At 56.4% G+C, this 18,660-nt stretch carries 19 protein-coding genes; 13 read left to right on the top strand and 6 right to left on the bottom strand.

Annotated features, from left to right (window positions below; all coding sequences use genetic code 11):
- The first annotated feature begins 285 nt into the window (after positions 1–285).
- The 6 genes from cytR to rraA all read left to right on the top strand — a co-directional run bounded on the left by cytR (position 286) and on the right by rraA (position 5,918).
- On the top strand, positions 286–1,314 hold the full coding sequence (gene cytR / locus JK621_RS17040) for a DNA-binding transcriptional regulator CytR (RefSeq protein WP_006317754.1): 1,029 nt from the start codon (positions 286–288) through the stop codon (positions 1,312–1,314).
- 65 nt (positions 1,315–1,379) lie between these two features.
- Positions 1,380–2,366, top strand: coding sequence for a cell division protein FtsN (gene ftsN / locus JK621_RS17035; protein WP_212556946.1), 987 nt, complete (start codon positions 1,380–1,382; stop codon positions 2,364–2,366).
- 102 nt (positions 2,367–2,468) lie between these two features.
- A complete protein-coding gene (gene hslV / locus JK621_RS17030) occupies positions 2,469–2,999 on the top strand; it encodes an ATP-dependent protease subunit HslV (protein WP_004953184.1) in 531 nt (176 codons plus the stop codon).
- Between the two features lie 12 nt (positions 3,000–3,011).
- Positions 3,012–4,346, top strand: coding sequence for an HslU--HslV peptidase ATPase subunit (gene hslU / locus JK621_RS17025; protein ID WP_004953188.1), 1,335 nt, complete (start codon positions 3,012–3,014; stop codon positions 4,344–4,346).
- A 93-nt stretch (positions 4,347–4,439) separates the two neighbouring features.
- Positions 4,440–5,357 (top strand): 1,4-dihydroxy-2-naphthoate polyprenyltransferase, encoded by a 918-nt coding sequence (locus tag JK621_RS17020; protein WP_212556945.1) that lies wholly within the window; start codon positions 4,440–4,442, stop codon positions 5,355–5,357.
- A 75-nt stretch (positions 5,358–5,432) separates the two neighbouring features.
- The gene (rraA, locus tag JK621_RS17015; protein ID WP_126486031.1) at positions 5,433–5,918 is read left to right on the top strand and encodes a ribonuclease E activity regulator RraA; all 486 of its coding nucleotides are present in this window, start codon (positions 5,433–5,435) and stop codon (positions 5,916–5,918) included.
- A gap of 57 nt (positions 5,919–5,975) precedes the next feature.
- Here the strand turns inward: rraA and zapB are convergent, their stop codons facing one another.
- Entirely contained in the window at positions 5,976–6,215 is a 240-nt protein-coding gene (gene zapB, locus JK621_RS17010; protein ID WP_004953193.1) for a septal ring assembly protein ZapB, read from the bottom strand.
- Between the two features lie 538 nt (positions 6,216–6,753).
- On the opposite strand from zapB, the gene JK621_RS17005 reads away from it, so the two are divergent.
- The 3 genes from JK621_RS17005 (at position 6,754) to glpX (ending at position 10,292) form a co-directional block, all read left to right on the top strand.
- The gene (locus JK621_RS17005; RefSeq protein ID WP_006317749.1) at positions 6,754–7,599 is read left to right on the top strand and encodes an MIP/aquaporin family protein; all 846 of its coding nucleotides are present in this window, start codon (positions 6,754–6,756) and stop codon (positions 7,597–7,599) included.
- 43 nt (positions 7,600–7,642) lie between these two features.
- The gene (gene glpK, locus JK621_RS17000; RefSeq protein ID WP_212556944.1) at positions 7,643–9,151 is read left to right on the top strand and encodes a glycerol kinase GlpK; all 1,509 of its coding nucleotides are present in this window, start codon (positions 7,643–7,645) and stop codon (positions 9,149–9,151) included.
- Positions 9,152–9,281: 130 nt separating this feature from the next.
- The gene (gene glpX / locus JK621_RS16995) at positions 9,282–10,292 is read left to right on the top strand and encodes a class II fructose-bisphosphatase (protein ID WP_212556943.1); all 1,011 of its coding nucleotides are present in this window, start codon (positions 9,282–9,284) and stop codon (positions 10,290–10,292) included.
- Between the two features lie 22 nt (positions 10,293–10,314).
- On the opposite strand, the gene emrD is transcribed toward glpX, so the two are convergent.
- Positions 10,315–11,499 (bottom strand): multidrug efflux MFS transporter EmrD, encoded by a 1,185-nt coding sequence (gene emrD / locus JK621_RS16990; protein WP_212556942.1) that lies wholly within the window; start codon positions 11,497–11,499, stop codon positions 10,315–10,317.
- A gap of 296 nt (positions 11,500–11,795) precedes the next feature.
- Here emrD and JK621_RS16985 point away from each other — a divergent pair, with 296 nt between their 5' ends.
- Both JK621_RS16985 and fpr read left to right on the top strand, forming a co-directional pair.
- Complete coding sequence (locus tag JK621_RS16985; protein WP_212556941.1) at positions 11,796–12,419, top strand: helix-turn-helix transcriptional regulator; 624 nt, start codon at positions 11,796–11,798, stop codon at positions 12,417–12,419.
- Positions 12,420–12,422: 3 nt separating this feature from the next.
- Positions 12,423–13,169: a ferredoxin--NADP(+) reductase gene (gene fpr, locus JK621_RS16980; protein ID WP_212556940.1), complete on the top strand. Its 747-nt coding sequence runs from the start codon at positions 12,423–12,425 to the stop codon at positions 13,167–13,169.
- A gap of 8 nt (positions 13,170–13,177) precedes the next feature.
- Here the strand turns inward: fpr and JK621_RS16975 are convergent, their stop codons facing one another.
- A complete protein-coding gene (locus JK621_RS16975; protein WP_212556939.1) occupies positions 13,178–13,603 on the bottom strand; it encodes a DUF805 domain-containing protein in 426 nt (141 codons plus the stop codon).
- 199 nt (positions 13,604–13,802) lie between these two features.
- On the opposite strand from JK621_RS16975, the gene JK621_RS16970 reads away from it, so the two are divergent.
- Complete coding sequence (locus JK621_RS16970; RefSeq protein ID WP_212560220.1) at positions 13,803–14,393, top strand: DUF1454 family protein; 591 nt, start codon at positions 13,803–13,805, stop codon at positions 14,391–14,393.
- A 127-nt stretch (positions 14,394–14,520) separates the two neighbouring features.
- A complete protein-coding gene (gene tpiA, locus JK621_RS16965; protein WP_004953219.1) occupies positions 14,521–15,288 on the top strand; it encodes a triose-phosphate isomerase in 768 nt (255 codons plus the stop codon).
- A 65-nt stretch (positions 15,289–15,353) separates the two neighbouring features.
- Here the strand turns inward: tpiA and JK621_RS16960 are convergent, their stop codons facing one another.
- From JK621_RS16960 to fieF, 3 genes are all read right to left on the bottom strand, one after another.
- On the bottom strand, positions 15,354–16,343 hold the full coding sequence (locus tag JK621_RS16960; RefSeq protein WP_126528936.1) for a sulfate ABC transporter substrate-binding protein: 990 nt from the start codon (positions 16,341–16,343) through the stop codon (positions 15,354–15,356).
- A 187-nt stretch (positions 16,344–16,530) separates the two neighbouring features.
- Complete coding sequence (gene pfkA / locus JK621_RS16955) at positions 16,531–17,493, bottom strand: 6-phosphofructokinase (protein WP_037425599.1); 963 nt, start codon at positions 17,491–17,493, stop codon at positions 16,531–16,533.
- Positions 17,494–17,723: 230 nt separating this feature from the next.
- On the bottom strand, positions 17,724–18,626 hold the full coding sequence (gene fieF, locus JK621_RS16950; RefSeq protein ID WP_212556938.1) for a CDF family cation-efflux transporter FieF: 903 nt from the start codon (positions 18,624–18,626) through the stop codon (positions 17,724–17,726).
- Between the last annotated feature and the right edge of the window lie 34 nt (positions 18,627–18,660).

Raw genomic sequence — 18,660 nt, 5'->3', positions numbered from 1 at the left:
GGAAAAGTCTGATTCAGTTCAGGCAAGGCAAACGTTTACCCTTGAAATTGCGAGCGAACGCTAAAAAACCTTCCCAGGTCACACTTTTTATGCAAATTAGGTAACAAAAGCGGGACATATTCTGTTTAGAATGTCTGGCAAGGCATTTTTGTCACCTAAAGTAGCGCCGTGACAGAATGTTCGAATGCGGATGGCGCTAAATGATAACAACACCACCGTACGCCAGAATTTGTGAGCAAACTGCAGTAGTCGCGTTGGCATGGGGCTAACGCAAGGAGAAAGGCGTTGGAACACAAGAAAGAATTACCCATGGCAACCATGAAAGACGTTGCCGAGATGGCTGGCGTTTCAACGGCAACCGTGTCGCGCGCACTGATGAACCCGGAGAAGGTGTCAACGCCGACGCGTCAGAAAGTGGAGCAGGCCGTTTTGGCCGTGGGCTACTCTCCTCATGCCCTCTCGCGCAACATCAAGCGTAATGAATCCCGCACCATTCTGGTTATCGTTCCCGACATTTGCGATCCGTTCTTCGCCGACGTGATCCAGGGGATCGAGCAGACCGCCGCACAGCAAGGTTATCTGGTGCTGATTGGCGACTGCGCTCAGCAAAACCAGCAGGAGCGCACCTTCGTCAATCTGATTATCACCAAGCAAATCGATGGCATGCTGCTGCTCGGCTCCAATCTGCCCTTTGACGCCAGCAAGGAAGAGCAGCGTAACCTGCCGCCGATGGTGATGGCCAACGAGTTTGCCCCGGAGCTGGAACTGCCGACGGTGCACATCGATAACCTGACCGCCGCCTTCGAGGCCGTACACTATTTGCACCAGCTCGGACACAAGCAAATCGCCTGTGTCGCCGGGCCGGAACAGATGCCGCTCAGCCATTATCGGCTGCAAGGTTACATTCAGGCGCTACGTCGTAATGGCATTAACGTCGAAAGCAGCTATATTACCCGGGGTGATTTCACTTACGAAGCCGGTGCACAGGCGCTGACAGCGCTGATGGCGCAACCAAAACCCCCGACGGCGATCTTCTGCCACAGTGACGTAATGGCGATCGGCGTGCTGTCGCAGGCGAAAAAAATGGGGCTGCGGATACCGCAGGACCTTTCCATCGTTGGCTTTGACGACATCAAGCTGACGCAGTATTGCGATCCGCCGTTAACCACGGTGGCTCAACCGCGCTATGAGATCGGCCGGCAAGCGATGCTGCTGTTGTTGGAACAACTGCACGGACAGGCAGTACCCAGTGGCTCCCGGCTATTAGACAGTGAGTTAATTATCAGAGGCAGCACCGCTGCCCCTAAACGCTAGTCAAATATTTTAGGGTTCAGTAACATGCAGGACTTATCTCCTCATCAGGACACAGCGGAATAATAGTGGCACAAAAAGACTATGTAGGCCGTGGGCGCACAGGAGCGCGGCGCAAAACCCCCAGCCGTAAAAAAAGCAGTTCTCCGAAAGTATCCAAAACCGTGCTGGCGTTAGCCGTCGCACTGGTGGTGATCTTTATCGGTGGCCTCTATTTCATTACGCACAACAAAGCGGACGACGTTCCGCTGTTGCCTGCACACAGCAATCGCCCTGGCAATGGCCTGCCGCCGAAGCCGGAAGAGCGCTGGCGCTATATCAAAGAGCTGGAGAACCGCCAGATTGGCGTGCAGACCCCGACCGAGCCAACGGCCGGCGGCGAAGTCAATTCCAAGACTCAACTGACCGATGAACAGCGCCAACTGCTGGAACAGATGCAGGCGGATATGCAACAGCGCCCGACGCAGCTGAACGAAGTGCCGTATAACGACCCTTCGCAAGCCGCGGTGCGCGGCAACAGCCGCCAGCAGCAGATGCAACAACAACAAATACAGCAGCAGGTTCAACAACAGGTGCAGCAACCACAGGTTACCCAGCCGCGTAATCCGTTTAACAAAGGCGCAACCACGGTGCCGGTGCAACAGCACCAGCAACAGCAACAGCAACAGCAGCAGACTCAACCCAAACCCAAGCCGCAGCCGGTAACGCCGCAGCCGGTCCAGGTTAAGCAGCCTGAGCCTAAACCGCAGCCAAAACCTGAGGTAAAACCGGAAACCAAGCCGGAAGTGAAACAGGAAACGGCCAAGCAGGAAACCAAGCCTGAGCAGAAACAGAAGTGGATGGTGCAATGCGGTTCGTTCCGCGCCACCGATCAGGCTGAATCCGTCCGTGCGCGCCTGGCGTTTGAAGGCATAGAAAGCCGCATCACCGCCGGCGGCGGTTGGAATCGCGTGGTGCTCGGCCCTTACAGCAGCCGCGCGACGGCGGACAAAACCCTATCGCGCCTGAAGGGCGTTGGCATGTCAAGTTGCATTCCCCTCTCCGTTGGGGGTTGAAAAGCGTCAATCCCCCCCCATCTATACTCTCAATATGCCTCGCAGTGTCTGCACCAGCAGACGCTGCGAGGGCTTCTTTCCGTCTTCAACGAGGGTCTGCTCGTGACAACAATTGTAAGCGTACGCCGCAACGGCCAGGTAGTGATCGGTGGCGATGGCCAGGCCACCTTGGGCAATACGGTAATGAAGGGCAACGTCAAGAAAGTGCGTCGCCTGTATAACGACAAAGTGATTGCCGGTTTCGCCGGTGGCACCGCGGATGCTTTCACGCTGTTTGAGCTGTTCGAGCGCAAACTGGAAATGCACCAGGGCCATTTGGTTAAAGCGGCCGTCGAGTTGGCTAAAGACTGGCGTACCGACCGCATGCTGCGCAAGCTTGAAGCGCTGCTGGCCGTGGCGGATGAACACTCTTCGCTGATCATCACCGGCAACGGTGACGTGATCCAGCCCGAAAATGATTTGATTGCGATCGGTTCCGGCGGCCCATACGCCCAGGCTGCCGCTCGTGCGATGTTGGAAAATACCGAGCTGAGCGCCCGCGAAATCGTTGATAAATCTCTCAACATCGCCGGTGACATCTGTATTTACACCAACCATTTCCACACCATCGAAGAATTGCCTTCCAAAGCGTAAGGATCGAATACTATGTCTGAAATGACCCCGCGCGAGATCGTCAGCGAGCTGGACAGCTACATTATCGGCCAGAACAAGGCCAAACGTGCCGTTGCCATCGCCCTGCGTAACCGCTGGCGCCGGATGCAGCTCGACGAGATGCTGCGTCACGAAGTCACGCCAAAAAATATTCTGATGATCGGCCCGACCGGCGTCGGTAAAACTGAAATCGCCCGTCGTCTGGCGAAACTGGCCAATGCACCTTTCATCAAGGTAGAAGCCACCAAATTCACCGAAGTGGGCTATGTCGGTAAAGAAGTGGATTCCATCATCCGCGATCTGACCGATGCCGCAATCAAAATGGTGCGCTTGCAGTCGATCGAGAAAAACCGCACTCGCGCCGAAGAAATGGCGGAAGAGCGCATTCTCGACGTACTGATCCCGCCGGCCAAAAACAACTGGGGCCAGCCGGAAGAGCATCAAGAGCCGTCTGCCGCGCGCCAGGCATTCCGCAAGAAATTGCGGGAAGGCCAGTTGGACGACAAAGAGATTGAAATCGATCTGGCTTCTGCGCCAATGGGCGTCGAAATCATGGCGCCTCCGGGCATGGAAGAGATGACCAATCAGTTGCAGTCGATGTTCCAGAACCTCGGCGGCCAGAAGCACAAACCGCGCAAGCTGAAGATCAAAGAAGCCTTCAAGCTGTTGATCGAAGAAGAAGCCGCCAAGCTGGTGAACCCGGAAGAGCTGAAAGAACAGGCGATCGAAGCGGTTGAGCAACACGGTATCGTGTTTATCGACGAGATCGACAAAATCTGTAAGCGCGGCGGCCAAAGCTCCGGCCCGGACGTGTCACGCGAAGGCGTGCAGCGCGACCTGCTGCCGCTGGTGGAAGGCTGTACCGTTTCCACCAAGCACGGCATGGTGAAAACCGATCACATTCTGTTTATCGCCTCCGGTGCGTTCCAGACCGCCAGCCCGTCGGATTTGATCCCGGAACTGCAGGGCCGCCTGCCGATCCGCGTTGAATTGCAGGCGCTGACCACCGAAGATTTCGAGCGCATCCTGACCGAGCCAAGCGCCTCGTTAACCGAGCAGTACAAAGCGTTGATGGGCACCGAAGGCGTCAATATCGAGTTCACCGCCGAAGGTATCCGTCGCATCGCCGAAGCTGCGTGGCAGGTTAACGAAAGCACCGAAAACATCGGTGCGCGCCGTCTGCACACCGTGCTTGAGCGTCTGATGGAAGATATTTCCTACGATGCGAGTGAAATTAACGGCCAATCCATTACAATTGATGCGGATTACGTGCGTAATCATCTGGATGAACTGGTAGCGGATGAAGATTTGAGTCGTTTTATCCTATAATCGCTCAATCATGTCCTGTCGGTCATCTGTGTGGGAGGCATTGCCTCCCACAATTATTTCTAACGGACACAGCCACTTACTCTGAAGCGAAAAATGAGCTCATCAACCCCCACCTCCCCGGCCAGAGCCTGGCTTGAAAGTTTACGACCACGCACCCTGCCGCTGGCCTTTGCCTCGATCGTCGTCGGTTCCGCCATTGCCGCCTGGCATAACAGCCTGAAACCCGGCGTGGCGCTGCTGGCACTGCTGACTGCCGGCTTGCTGCAAATTCTCTCCAATCTGGCGAACGACTATGGCGATGCGGTAAAAGGCAGCGACAAGGAAGACCGCATCGGGCCGCTGCGCGGTATGCAAAAAGGCATGATCACCCAGGCGCAGATGAAACGCGCGCTGGTGGTGACGGTGGTGTTGATTGCCATCGCGGGCTCTTCACTGATCGCCGTCGGCTGCGAGCAGCCCAGCGATGTTGTGGGTTTCCTGGTGCTGGGTGGGCTTTCTATCGTCGCCGCCATCACCTATACCGTAGGCAATAAGCCCTACGGTTATCTGGGCTTGGGCGATATTTCGGTGCTGGTGTTCTTTGGCTGGCTAAGCGTGGCGGGCACCTACTATCTGCAAACCCACACTTTCGACAGCATCGTGATGTTGCCGGCCACCGCATGCGGCCTGCTGGCAACCGCAGTACTCAATATCAATAACTTGCGTGATATCGAAAGCGACCGCGCCAACGGCAAAAATACCCTGGCGGTACGGCTCGGGCCGCAGAAGGCGCGCTATTACCACGCGCTGCTGCTGATCGGCGCGGTGGTGTGTTTTGCTCTGTTCACACTGCTGAATCTGCATAGCCTTTGGGGCTGGCTGTTTGTGCTGGCGATCCCGTTGTTGGTGCGTCATGGCCTGCGCGTACTGCGCGACCCGACCCCGGTCGGCATGCGGCCGATGCTGGAACATATGGTCAAGGCGGCACTGCTGGCTAACGTGCTGTTCGCCATTGGCGTGGCGCTCAGTTAAAAACTGATGATTTTGCCAACAGGGCGAATAAAGGGATATACTGGTTATTCCAGCGGCAAACAGACGTAAAATCCTATGAAATACGATACTTCCGAGCTTTGCGACATCTATCATGAAGAGGTGAACGTTGTTGAACCTCTATTCTCCAATTTTGGCGGGCGTACTTCATTTGGCGGGCAAATCACTACGGTGAAATGCTTTGAGGATAACGGCCTGTTATTCGATCTGCTCGACGAGAACGGCCGTGGCCGCGTCCTGCTGATCGACGGCGGCGGTTCGGTGCGTCGTGCACTGATCAACGCAGAGCTGGCGCGTCTGGCAACCCAGAACGAATGGGAAGGCATCGTGGTTTACGGGGCGGTGCGCCAGGTTGACGATCTGGAAGAACTGGACATCGGCATTCAGGCGATGGCGGCCATTCCGGCGGGCGCCATCAGTGAAGGTGTCGGCGAAAGCGATATCCGCGTTAACTTCGGTGGCGTCACCTTCTTCTCCGGCGATCATCTGTATGCCGACAATACCGGGATCATTCTGTCTGAGGACCCGCTCGATATCGAGTAACCCGCAGCTATGAAAAAGGGCGCCTGAGGCGCCCTTTTCGATCCTGGCATCCGGGAATCAGACTTCTTCCATTTTGCCCAACAGCGCGCGCAGGCGATCTTGCCATACGTGCTGCTCTTCTTTCAGTTGCTGGTTTTCACGCACCAAGGATTCGTGGTTGCCTGAGGCAGCCTGAACTTCGTGAGACAGCGTGTTGTTTTTGTCTTTCAGCTCTTCAATTTCCATCTGCAGCAGGGTGATGGTATCGATCGCCTGCTGAACTTTCGCTTCCAATTTCTCAAATACTTCAAATGACATTCTTCAGTCCCCTCATGATAGCAAGGCGTACATCTATAGCTAGCGGCCGCAACTCGGTTGCAACTGCTGCGAATATGCATCGCGCCAAGTGACACGCGCTTTTATTGAAAAAACGCGCCTGTCTCGATAAAACGTTTCTTTCGATAAAAACGATTGTAAGTAGCCTGTCCCCGACTGTCTAGCAACATACCGGCTCATCGCGCAGTCTGTTGCAATTTTCCTGCCCTCGCCATCAGCAAAAACTGAAAATGCCCATCGGACAAAAAGCGGTTTGTTAACAATTGGCGGGCAAACCACTGGTCAGATCACACTTTCATGGCGCAGAAAGAACACCAGACGACGCGAATTCGCTCAATTTTATGACGAAGCACACACATTTTGATTTCGCTATTTCTCGTTTATGTTCGTTAACGATAAATTTACATCACGTCCTCAATTGATAATTGGACGAGATGAAAAAAACTGTACCCATAGGCCGGGTGCATTAGCACAGTGAGCCTATAAACCTATAACCGCCGTTTTGCAGGACAACAACATTATGAGCCAAACCACCAGTCCGACCCTAAAAGGCCAGTGTATCGCCGAGTTCCTCGGCACCGGTTTGTTGATCTTTTTTGGCGTAGGCTGCGTTGCCGCGCTGAAACTGGCAGGCGCCAGTTTCGGTCAATGGGAAATCAGTATCATTTGGGGCCTGGGCGTTGCCATGGCCATCTATCTGACCGCTGCCATCTCCGGTGCGCACCTTAACCCGGCCGTCACCATCGCGCTGTGGCTGTTCGCCTGCTTTGACGGACGCAAAGTACTCCCTTACATTGTCGCGCAGATCGCCGGAGCCTTCTGCGCAGCAGCCCTGGTCTACGGGTTGTATTACAACCTGTTCTTCGATTTCGAAGCGGCCAACCACATGGTGCGCGGCAGCGACGAAAGCCTTGCTCTGGCCGGTATCTTCTCCACCTATCCTAACGCGCACATCTCCGTCGGCCAGGCTTTCCTGGTGGAAACGGTGATCACCGCGATTCTGATGTGCCTGATTCTGGCGCTGACCGACGACGGTAACGGTATTCCTCGTGGCCCGCTGGCACCGCTGTTGATCGGTATTCTGATTGCCGTTATCGGCGCCTCCATGGGACCATTGACCGGCTTTGCATTGAACCCGGCACGTGATTTCGGCCCGAAACTGTTCGCTTATCTGGCAGGCTGGGGCAAAGTGGCCTTCACCGGCGCGCGTGACATCCCGTACTTCCTGGTGCCAATCTTTGGCCCAATCCTCGGTGCCGGCCTGGGTGCCTTCGGCTACCGTGCGCTGATTGGCCGCCATCTGCCGTGCGACGTCTGCGTAGAGGAAGAAGAACCCGCTACCAAGACCCAGCAGCGCAAAGCGTGATTGACACAGTTTTAAAACGGTTAACAACAGCAGGATTAAGATCATGACAGTAGAAAAAAAATACATTGTCGCTCTCGACCAGGGAACCACCAGTTCACGCGCCGTAGTGCTCGATCACGATGCCAACATTGTTGCGGTATCTCAGCGCGAGTTCACGCAGATTTACCCGAAAGCCGGCTGGGTTGAACACGATCCGATGGAGATCTGGTCATCGCAAAGCTCCACGCTGGTAGAAGTGCTGGCCAAAGCCGACATCAACTCCGATCAGATTGCCGGCATCGGCATCACCAACCAGCGTGAAACCACCATCGTCTGGGAAAAAGAGACCGGCAAACCGATTTACAACGCCATCGTCTGGCAATGCCGCCGCACCGCCGACATCTGCGAAAAGCTCAAGCGCGACGGTCTGGAAGAGTACATTCGTCACAACACCGGCCTGGTGGTCGACCCGTACTTCTCCGGCACCAAGGTGAAATGGATCCTCGATAACGTTGAAGGTGCCCGCGAACGCGCCAAGCGCGGCGAGCTGCTGTTCGGCACCGTCGACACCTGGCTGGTGTGGAAAATGACCCAGGGGCGGGTGCATGTGACCGATTACACCAACGCCTCGCGCACCATGATGTTTAACATCCATGAGCTGGACTGGGACGATCGCATGCTGGAAGCGCTGGATATTCCGCGCGTCATGCTGCCGAAAGTCCGCCCGTCCTCTGAGGTGTACGGCCAGACCAATATCGGCGGTAAAGGCGGCACACGTATTCCTATCGCCGGTATCGCCGGTGACCAACAGGCGGCGCTGTACGGCCAACTGTGCGTTCAACCGGGCATGGCGAAAAACACCTACGGCACCGGTTGCTTCCTGCTGATGAATACCGGCAAAGAAGCGGTGCGATCCAGCCACGGTCTGCTGACCACCATCGCCTGCGGCCCGCGCGGTGAAGTGAACTATGCGCTGGAAGGCGCGGTATTTATCGGTGGCGCCTCTATCCAGTGGCTGCGCGATGAGTTGAAACTGATCAGCGATGCGGCCGACTCCGAATACTTCGCCACCAAGGTGAAGGACAGCAACGGCGTCTACGTAGTGCCGGCCTTCACCGGCCTGGGCGCCCCTTACTGGGACCCGTATGCCCGTGGCGCGATCTTCGGCCTGACCCGCGGTGCAAACAGTAACCACATCATCCGCGCCACGCTGGAGTCCATCGCCTACCAGACGCGCGACGTGCTGGATGCCATGCAGGCTGACTCCAACACCCGCCTGCAATCGCTGCGTGTGGATGGTGGTGCAGTTGCCAATAACTTCCTGATGCAGTTCCAGTCCGACATCCTCGGCACTCGCGTAGAGCGCCCTGAGGTGCGTGAATCGACGGCTCTGGGCGCAGCTTTCCTGGCGGGCCTGGCCATTGGTTACTGGAACGATCTGGACGAGGTGAAGAGCAAAGCCGTTATCGAGCGTGAGTTCCGCCCAAGCATTGAAACCACCGAACGTAACTTCCGTTACAACGGCTGGAAAAAAGCGGTTGCCCGCGCCCAGGCATGGGAAGATCACGACTAACACTCTTTTGCGTTGTTGACCGAATCATGCGCTGCCCCCGGGCGGCGCATTTTTTTTGCCCCGCCCCGCCACCGCCCTGCTGTGATAGACTTTGCCGATATTTTCTTCCTTTCTCACAACGGGTTTTGCCATGAAACGTGAATTAGCCATCGAATTTTCCCGCGTTACCGAAGCCGCCGCGCTGGCGGGCTACAAATGGCTGGGACGCGGCGACAAGAATGCCGCCGACGGCGCTGCGGTCAACGCAATGCGCATTATGCTCAATAAAGTGGATATCGATGGCCGCATCGTGATCGGCGAAGGCGAAATTGATGAAGCGCCGATGCTGTATATCGGCGAACACGTCGGCAGCGGCCAGGGCGATGCGGTAGATATCGCGGTCGACCCTATCGAAGGCACCCGCATGACCGCCATGGGCCAGCCCAACGCCCTGGCCGTGCTGGCGGTGGGCGATCGCGGCACCTTCCTGCACGCGCCGGACATGTATATGGAAAAGCTGGTGGTGGGCCCGGCGGCGCGCGGCGCTATCGATCTCAACCTGCCGCTGGCAGAAAACCTTATCCAGGTCGCAGCCCGGTTGAACAAGCCGCTGGCGCAGCTGACGGTAGTCATTCTGGCCAAGCCGCGCCACGACGGCGTTATCGCACAGCTGCAACAGCTAGGGGTGCGGGTCTTCGCTATCCCCGACGGCGACGTAGCGGCCTCCATCCTGACCTGCATGCCGGAAAGCGAAGTCGACGTGATGTACGGTATCGGCGGCGCACCTGAAGGGGTGATTTCCGCTGCGGTGATCCGCGCGCTGGACGGGGATATGCAGGCGCGACTGCTGCCGCGCCATCAGGTGAAAGGCGACAGCGCCGAAAACCGCCGCATCGGTGAAGAAGAACTGGCGCGTTGCAAAGAGATGGGGATTGAGGCCGGCAAGGTGTTGGTATTGGACCAAATGGCGCGCAACGACAACGTCATTTTCTCCGCTACCGGCATCACCAAGGGCGATCTGCTGGAAGGCATTAGCCGTCAGGGCAATATGGCCACCACGGAAACCTTGCTGATCCGCGGCAAGTCCCGCACCATCCGCCGCATTCGCTCAACCCATTACCTGGACCGTAAAGATCCGGCGCTGCACGAGTTCCTGCTGTAATTAAACAGGGTACCCTGTTGGTTTATGCGGTATGTCCCTGATGCTGGAGACGGTTTGACAACGGCCACCAGCACAGCAAAATCAGCAGCGCCATAGCAAACATCAGCAGGCCGAGGCTGAACTGCCCGGTCTGCGGCAGCATGGCGGAGAGCCAGGTCGCCAAACCCGATCCCATATTCTGCATACCGCCCACCAACGCGCCCGCCGCGCCCGCCAGATAGGGGAAAGGCTCCATCGCGCCGGTGGTAGCCAGCGGGAACAACATCCCTGCGCCGAAAAAGAACAGCGCCGCCGGCACGATCAGCGTCCAGATGTTCATCACGCCAAACCAGCCCGGGATCCACATCATCAGGCCTGCCAGCAGGCAGCTGACGACCGAATGCCACATCAGGCTGTGGAAGGTTTTGCCGTCACGGCCGGCGTACCAGGCGCCAAAGAACGCCGCAGGGATCGGCAGGATAAACAGGATACTGACGGTCAGCCCGCTCAGGCCCAACACGCCGCCCATCAGCACGCCGCAGCTGGCCTCAAACACCGCGATCCCCGCCAGCGCGCCGATCAGCATCACCAGATAACAGCTGAAAGTGCCGTCCGCCAGCAGCTTGCCGAAACTCGCCAGCATGCGCCGTTTTTCTGTCTGTTGCGGCCGGGTTTCCGGCAACCAGCGGAACATGGCGAAAGCAACGCCGGTGCAAAGCGCCAACAGGAAGGCGTAACAAGCACGCCAGCCAAATAGCATCGCCAGCGCTCCGCCGATGATCGGCGCCAGCAGCGGGCTCACCAAAATGCCCATATTGAGCAGGCTATTGGCATAGCGCAATGAGGTCCCGGCATACAGATCACGCGGCATGGTTCGCGCCATCACCCCCGCTACGCCGGTGCCCATGCCCTGAATGGCGCTGGCGGCGACCAACATCGTCAGGCTATTGGACAAGAGCGCGCCCAGAGCGCCAATCAGGAAAATCATCATCCCGGCGAGGATCACCGGGCGGCGGCCAATGCGGTCCGACAGCGGGCCGTAAATCAGCTGTGAAAAACCATAGGTCATCAGATACGCCGCCATCACGCGCTGCACCGCACCGGTGCGCACCGACAGATCTCGGGCAATGTCAGCAATGACAGGAACATAAATGGTTTGCGCCATCTGACCGACGGCCACCAACAGGGTAAGCATCACCAACAGGTGAAAGTTGTCTATTTTTCTCATTATCTTCGTTAACGTATTAACTCGTCACAGCGTCCCGGTATGACTCCAGATTGAGCCAGAACGGCGAGCAGCCCTCATGGCGGCATAAGCTAACAAATCTGATTTTTTTAGCGAGTTTCAGACAAATATTGATCCCGGTCACACTGGCAGCAAAGGCAACCAGCCTCGTAAATTAAATTGTACGTATAACGCTTAAGGGGTAAAAATGGCGGCACTCGCCGTAAGTTGGCTTTAGCATTTAATCGATAATTATTTTCATCATATTGAAATAAAATAACACCATAGGGATTTGGTTCATGAAAACACCAGAGCTGATTTTGTTGCAGTTGAAAACCTTGGGGCCGCATTCCGCCAAAATGCTGGCTGAGCGTCTGGACATCACCCCAATGGGTATCCGCCAACATCTGCAATCCCTGGAAAGACGTGAGCTGGTTTGCTACGAAGAGGCGCGAACCAAAGTGGGCCGCCCCACGCGTTACTGGTCGCTGACCCATCAGGGCCACGCCGAGTTCGCCGATTGCCACGATACGCTTGCCACGGCGTTGCTGGAGTCCGCCCATCAGCTGTTTGGCGATGAAGGGGTGGAACAGCTGATTAGCGAGCGTGAAGAAAAGCTTTATCAGCGCTATGCCGGAGAGTTGTCGGAAGAAACCAGCCATCAGGGCAGACTCGCCCGCTTGGTGCGCCTGCGGCAGCATGACGGTTACATGGCCGAACTGTTCGAACATCCGCAGGGCATGCTGCTGGTGGAAAACCACTGCCCGATCGGCATGGCGGCCACCGTCTGCAGCAGCCTGTGCAATTCGGAGCTGCGGCTGTTTCACCGCCTGTTTGGCCGCGGCTACCGGATAGAACGCGCTGCACATGCCATTTCTGGCTCGCGACATTGCGCTTATTTGATTCGACCATTGGAGCTTTAGAGTATGGCAGACTGGGTTAATGGCAAGGTTACGCAGGTAGAGCAATGGACCGACGGGCTGTTCAGCATTACCGTCGACGCTCCTATTGATCCCTTTACCGCCGGGCAATTTGCCAAACTGGCGCTGGAAGTTGACGGTGAGCGCGTGCAACGTGCCTATTCCTACGTCAACGCGCCCAGCGATCCGAATCTGGAGTTTTACCTGGTTACCGTGCCGGAAGGCAAACTGAGCCCGCGGCTCAATCAACTGCGGCCGGGATCGGAAGTGATGGTGACCAAAGAGGCCGCCGGGTTTTTCGTGCTGGAAGAAGTGCCGGAATGCGACACCTTGTGGATGTTGGCGACCGGCACCGCCATCGGCCCTTACCTGTCCATCCTGCAGGAAGGCAAAGACCTGGAGCGCTTCAAAAATCTGGTGCTGGTGCATGCAGCCCGCTTTGCGCACGATCTCAGCTACCTGCCGTTGATGCAGCAATTGCAGCAGCGCTATAACGGCAAGCTGCGCATTCAGACCGTCGTCAGCCGTGAAGACGCCGCGGGTTCACTGACCGGACGCGTGCCGGCGCTGATCGAAGACGGCCGGCTGGAAGCGGCGGTGGGGCTGCCCCTTGATGCCGAAACCTGCCACGTCATGTTGTGCGGTAACCCGCAGATGGTGCGAGATACCCAACAGACGTTGAAGGATCAGCGGCAGATGCGCAAACACCTGCGCCGCAAGCCGGGCCATATGACCAGCGAGCATTACTGGTAACCGCAGGATTATTTACTGCGGAACCTGACCGGCTCGGCTTCCGGGCCAAAACGGTTGTGCCCTGGGGTGCCGACAAAGGCGCCGAGATCAATCATCATCATCACGATAATCAGCGTCGGGATAAAACGCCCGACGCCCCATTGCCAGATTGGCGCCAGCATCTGCCAATTGCCCGCCGCCAGCATCCACGCCAGAACCAACAACAGCGCCCACCAGCCGGCCTTGTTGCGATCGTGCAGGCGTTTGATCAGCACCGCCGCCGTTGGCCACAGTAGCGCAACAATGAAGAATGCGATCGATTGGATAGCCACCAGTTGGTAGTTCGCCAAGGTAAAGGCTGCGGCCATCAATACCACCCAGGCCCCCATCCAGATCCAGAAGTCACGCCGCCCGATGCGGCCCTTAAAAGAAAAACACCACTGCTGTAACGTCATCGGTTCCTGTGCTCTTTGCCTGCCCATATTCTGTCGCGCAGTGTAACATAGGCGCGGCCGGGCAGAGATTTACGCCCTGCATTACGCGGAGTAACGCACAGCTTTCCTGTCAGCAAGCGATAAATGGCGCGGGATCTTTGACAACCCCCCTTGGTTATCGCTTTAATCGGAGCCATCTTTGTTCTTGATGCCGTATGCCATGCTGAGAAAAACCACCGCCTTCGCCTGCCTGTTGCTAAGTATCGGCAACGCCTGGGCCGATCCACCGGATGCCGCCGCCAGTGCTTCGCCCACCGCACCCTACCTGCTGGCCGGTGCACCGACGTTTGATCTGACGGTGGTAAAATTCCGCGAAAAATACAACCGCGACAATCCAACGCTGCCGATCGGCGAATTTCGCGCCATCGCAACCGCAGAAGATGACTCGCCACTGCTGACGCGCGCCGCCAGCAAGCTGAATGAAAACCTCTATGCCTCCACCGCGCTGGAAAAAGGCACCGGTAAAATCAAAACGCTGCAGATCACTCACCTGCCGCTGCAACAAAGCAGCGAAGAGAAGGCTGCGCGCAGCATTGCCGTCAACTACATGGCTGCGCTGATGCGTCAATTTGAGCCGGCGCTGACGGTGGAACAGAGCCTGGCAAAAGTGACCAGCCTGCTGGAAAAGGGCAAAGGCTCACGCTTCTACCAACAGCAGGTCGGCGCGATCCGCTACGTGGTGTCGGACAACGGCGATAAAGGGGTAACTTTCGCGGTTGAACCGGTTAAGCTGGCGTTGTCCGAGCCCTAACAGCACGGCATTTAATGACGAAAAGCAAAGCCTTCGCGCTTAATCATCTCTATACTGTTGGCCAGGTAAACTGCCGGTCCGGCAGTGGTTATTTCGACTCTCGCGTTCCCTTGTTGGAGGAAAAAACATGCGTCATCCATTAGTTATGGGTAACTGGAAGCTTAACGGCAGCACTCACATGGTTAACGAACTCATTGCCGCTCTGCGCAATGAACTGAGCAGCGTTGACGGTTGTGGCGTCGCTATCGCACCGCCGGTAATGTACCTGGATCAGGCCAAGCACGCTCTGGCCGGCAGCCGCATTGCTCTGGGCGCTCAAAACGTAGACGTGAACCTGTCCGGTGCATTCACCGGCGAAGTTTCCGCTGACATGCTGAAAGATGTAGGCGCGCAATACATCATCATCGGCCACTCCGAACGCCGCACTTACCACAAAGAAACCGACGCTGCGATCGCCGAAAAATTTGCCGTGCTGAAAGCGGCCGGCCTGATCCCGGTGCTGTGCATCGGTGAAACCGATGCAGAGAACGAAGCGGGTAAAACCGAAGAAGTTTGCGCACGCCAGATCGACGCCGTGCTGAAAACTCAGGGTGCTGAAGCGTTCAAAGGCACCGTTATCGCTTATGAGCCAGTTTGGGCCATAGGTACCGGCAAGTCCGCTACCCCTGCGCAGGCACAGGCAGTACACAAATTTATCCGCGATCACATCGCCAAACAGGACGCTGCAGTCGCTGCAGAAGTGATCATCCAGTACGGCGGCTCCGTGAACGATAAGAATGCCGCCGAGCTGTTCACCCAGCCGGACATCGACGGCGCGCTGGTTGGCGGCGCATCACTGAAAGCTGACGCTTTCGCCGTGATCGTCAAAGCCGCTGCAGCCGCTAAAAAAGCCTGATTTCATTCGGCTCATAAATAACAAAACCCCGGCATGCCGGGGTTTTTTATTGCTGCGTACGGGGATCAGCGTTTGCTGATCTCATCGAACACGCCGCCGGTGGCGAAATGCACCTTCTGCGCTTCGGTCCAACCGCCGAAGGTATCATCCACGGTGAACAGTTTCAGTTTCGGGAACTGCTCGGCAAACTTGGCCGCCACTGCCGCATCACGCGGGCGATAGTAGTTTTTCGCCGCGATGGTCTGCCCTTCCGGCGTGTACAGGTACTTCAGGTAAGCCGTAGCCACATCGCGGGTGCCGCGCTTATCGACCACTTTATCTACCACCGAGACGGTAGGTTCAGCCAAGATCGATTCGCTTGGCGTGATAATCTCAAACTTGTCTTTACCCAGCTCTTTTTCCGCCAGCAACGCTTCGTTTTCCCAGGCAATCAGCACATCGCCGATACCGCGTTCGACGAAGGTATTGGTTGAGCCACGCGCGCCGGAATCCAGCACCTCAACGTTTTTATACAGGTTTTTCACGAACTCCTGCGCCTTGGCTTTGTCGTTATTGTTATGGTGCAACGCGTAACCCCAGGCAGCCAGATAGTTCCAGCGAGCGCCGCCGGAGGTTTTCGGGTTAGGTGTAATCACCGACACGCCCGGTTTAATCAAATCAGCCCAGTCGTGAATTTGTTTTGGGTTGCCTTTGCGCACCAGGAACACAATGGTCGAGGTATAAGGCGCGGAGTTGTCCGGCAGACGTTTGATCCAGTCTTTGTTGATACGCCCACGTTCGGCGATGGCATCCACATCATAGGCCAGCGCCAGTGTGACCACGTCGGCCTCAATCCCGTTAATCACCGAGGTAGCCTGCTTGCCGGAACCGCCATGCGATTGGCGCACAGTCACTTTATCGCCGGTCTGCTGCTGCCAGTATTTACCGAATGCGGTGTTGTATTCCTGATAGAACTCACGCGTCGGGTCGTATGAAACGTTCAACAGTTGAATATCTTTCGCCATGGCGCCGGACGCCAGCAGCATTATTGTCAGACCTACACCCCATTTACGCATCGACTCGCTCTCCCAGGAAAAATAATCACAACCTCAATCGGTTGATTTAGCATCAGAGCCTGCCAGAAACTCTCTCGCCGATTAAAGAATAAAAAATTTTGGGCTAGACGATTCTGGAATATAACCGCAACAAACAAAAAAAAAGCCCCCGCACGCGGAGGCTTGTTACTGCCGGACTGAAATGAGATCAGTACAGTTTTTTCGCCGTATCCAGCCAGTCGCCCTTAAACGGACGCTTCATGTTTTCAATCGCATCGATGATGTCGTGGTGCACCATCTTCTCGTTCTGGATACCAACGCAACGGCCGCCGTAACCCTGCAACAGCAGTTCGATGGCGTAAGCGCCCATGCGGGAAGCCAGAATACGGTCGTAAGCCACCGGCGAACCGCCGCGCTGAATGTGCCCCAGCACGGTAGCACGGGTTTCGCGCTTGGTTTCTTGTTCGATATGGCGCGCCAGTTCATCGATATCGCAGATGTGCTCGGTGATCGCCACAATCGCGTGTTTTTTGCCTTTGGCGATACCGGCCTTGATTTCACAGACCAGGTCTTCGCGGTTGAATTCAGTTTCAGGCAACACGATAAATTCACAGCCGCCGGCAATAGCCGCCGCCAGCGTCAGATCGCCGCAATAGCGCCCCATCACTTCAACGATGGAAATTCGCTGATGTGAAGATGAGGTATCGCGCAGGCGGTCAATCGCTTCAACCACGGTTTCAAGCGCGGTGAAGAAGCCGATGGTGTAGTCGGTACCGGCCACGTCGTTATCGATGGTGCCCGGCAGGCCGATGCAAGGGAAACCTTCTTCCGTCAGGCGCTTGGCGCCCATATAGGAGCCGTCGCCCCCAATCACTACCAGCGCATCGATACCGCGGTTTTGCAGGTTTTCAATCGCCTTGGCACGTACGCTGTCGTCTCTGAACTCCGGGAAACGCGCTGACCCCAGAAAGGTGCCGCCGCGGTTGATCATATCGGACACGCTATAACGGTCCAATTGTTCCATGCGATCTTCGTACAAACCAAGGTAGCCATCGTAAATACCAAAAACTTCCAGACCTTCCGAAAGCGCGGCACGCACAACACCACGGATCGCAGCATTCATACCCGGCGAATCACCGCCACTCGTCAGTACACCGATTTTCTTGATCATGACTACCTCTAAACTGTAGATGCAATTTCTTAAGAATTCTGTATTCGCCGATTGCCTTGAAACCTCTCGGCTGCAGAAAACCAGCGGTACGGCTTTATTACTGGATATTATAACAAAAACACCCAGCTGAATTGATTCAAGTCACGCAATATTACGGTAAAAAATCGACATGGCACGCTGAGCTAACTCGCTATTCGGCCGCCGTACTTATCCTGACCGTCCTGCATTAATTATAGCTCCCAACGCCCCTGTCGGCCCGTTGGCACCACGGAACAAGGGTCTTGGTGGATGAGGACATCCGCCCCAGGAAAGCGATGCAGCAGCGCCTGCTCCACCTGCTCGGCCAGAATATGCGCCTGCATCAGCGGCAGCGCATCGTCCATCTCCAGATGCAACTGGATAAAACGCGTCGGGCCGGACTGACGGGTACGTAGATCGTGCGCACCTTTCACCCCCGGCCAGGAAGAAATCACGTCGATAATCGCCTGACGCTCGTCATCCGGCAATGCCCTGTCCAGCAGAGATTGTACCGCTTCATAGCCCATCCGCAGCGCGCTATAGAGAATGTAAACGCCAATTCCCAATGCAAACAACGCATCTGCGCGCTGAAAACCGTACCAGCTCAGCCCAAGCGCAATAAGAATAGCACCATTCATCATGACATCTGACTGATAATGAAGCATATCTGCGCGTACGGCCTGACTGCGGGTTTTTCTTACCACCCAACGCTGATATGTGACCAGGATCAGGGTGCTGAACAACGCTACGATCGTCACGGCAATACCGATGCCGGGATCGCGCATGGTTTCCGGCGAATACAGATGCTGAAAACCGGTCAGAAACAAAAACAGCGCCGAGCCGGAAATAAACATGCTTTGCGCCAGCGCCGCCAGCGACTCCGCCTTGCCGTGCCCGAAGGCGTGTTCCTCATCGGCCGGTTGCAGGGAGTAGCGCACCACCAGCAGGTTAGTCAGCGATGCGGCAATATCCACCAGGGAATCCACCAGCGCAGCCAGCAGGCTCACCGAACCGGTGCGGTACCAGGCGACAATCTTTATCAGTAACAGCGTGGAAGCCAACACGGTGGCAGCTAACGCGGCAGACTTCACCAAACGCGCATATTGCGGTTCCATAACCTACCCTGGGTAGAACGTGAGAGGGTCAGTA

This window comes from Serratia plymuthica (genome assembly GCF_018336935.1).
GTDB lineage: Bacteria > Pseudomonadota > Gammaproteobacteria > Enterobacterales > Enterobacteriaceae > Serratia > Serratia plymuthica_B.
The sequence above is the reverse complement of the archived record's forward strand: the minus strand, read 5'-3'. Positions and strand labels throughout refer to the sequence as shown.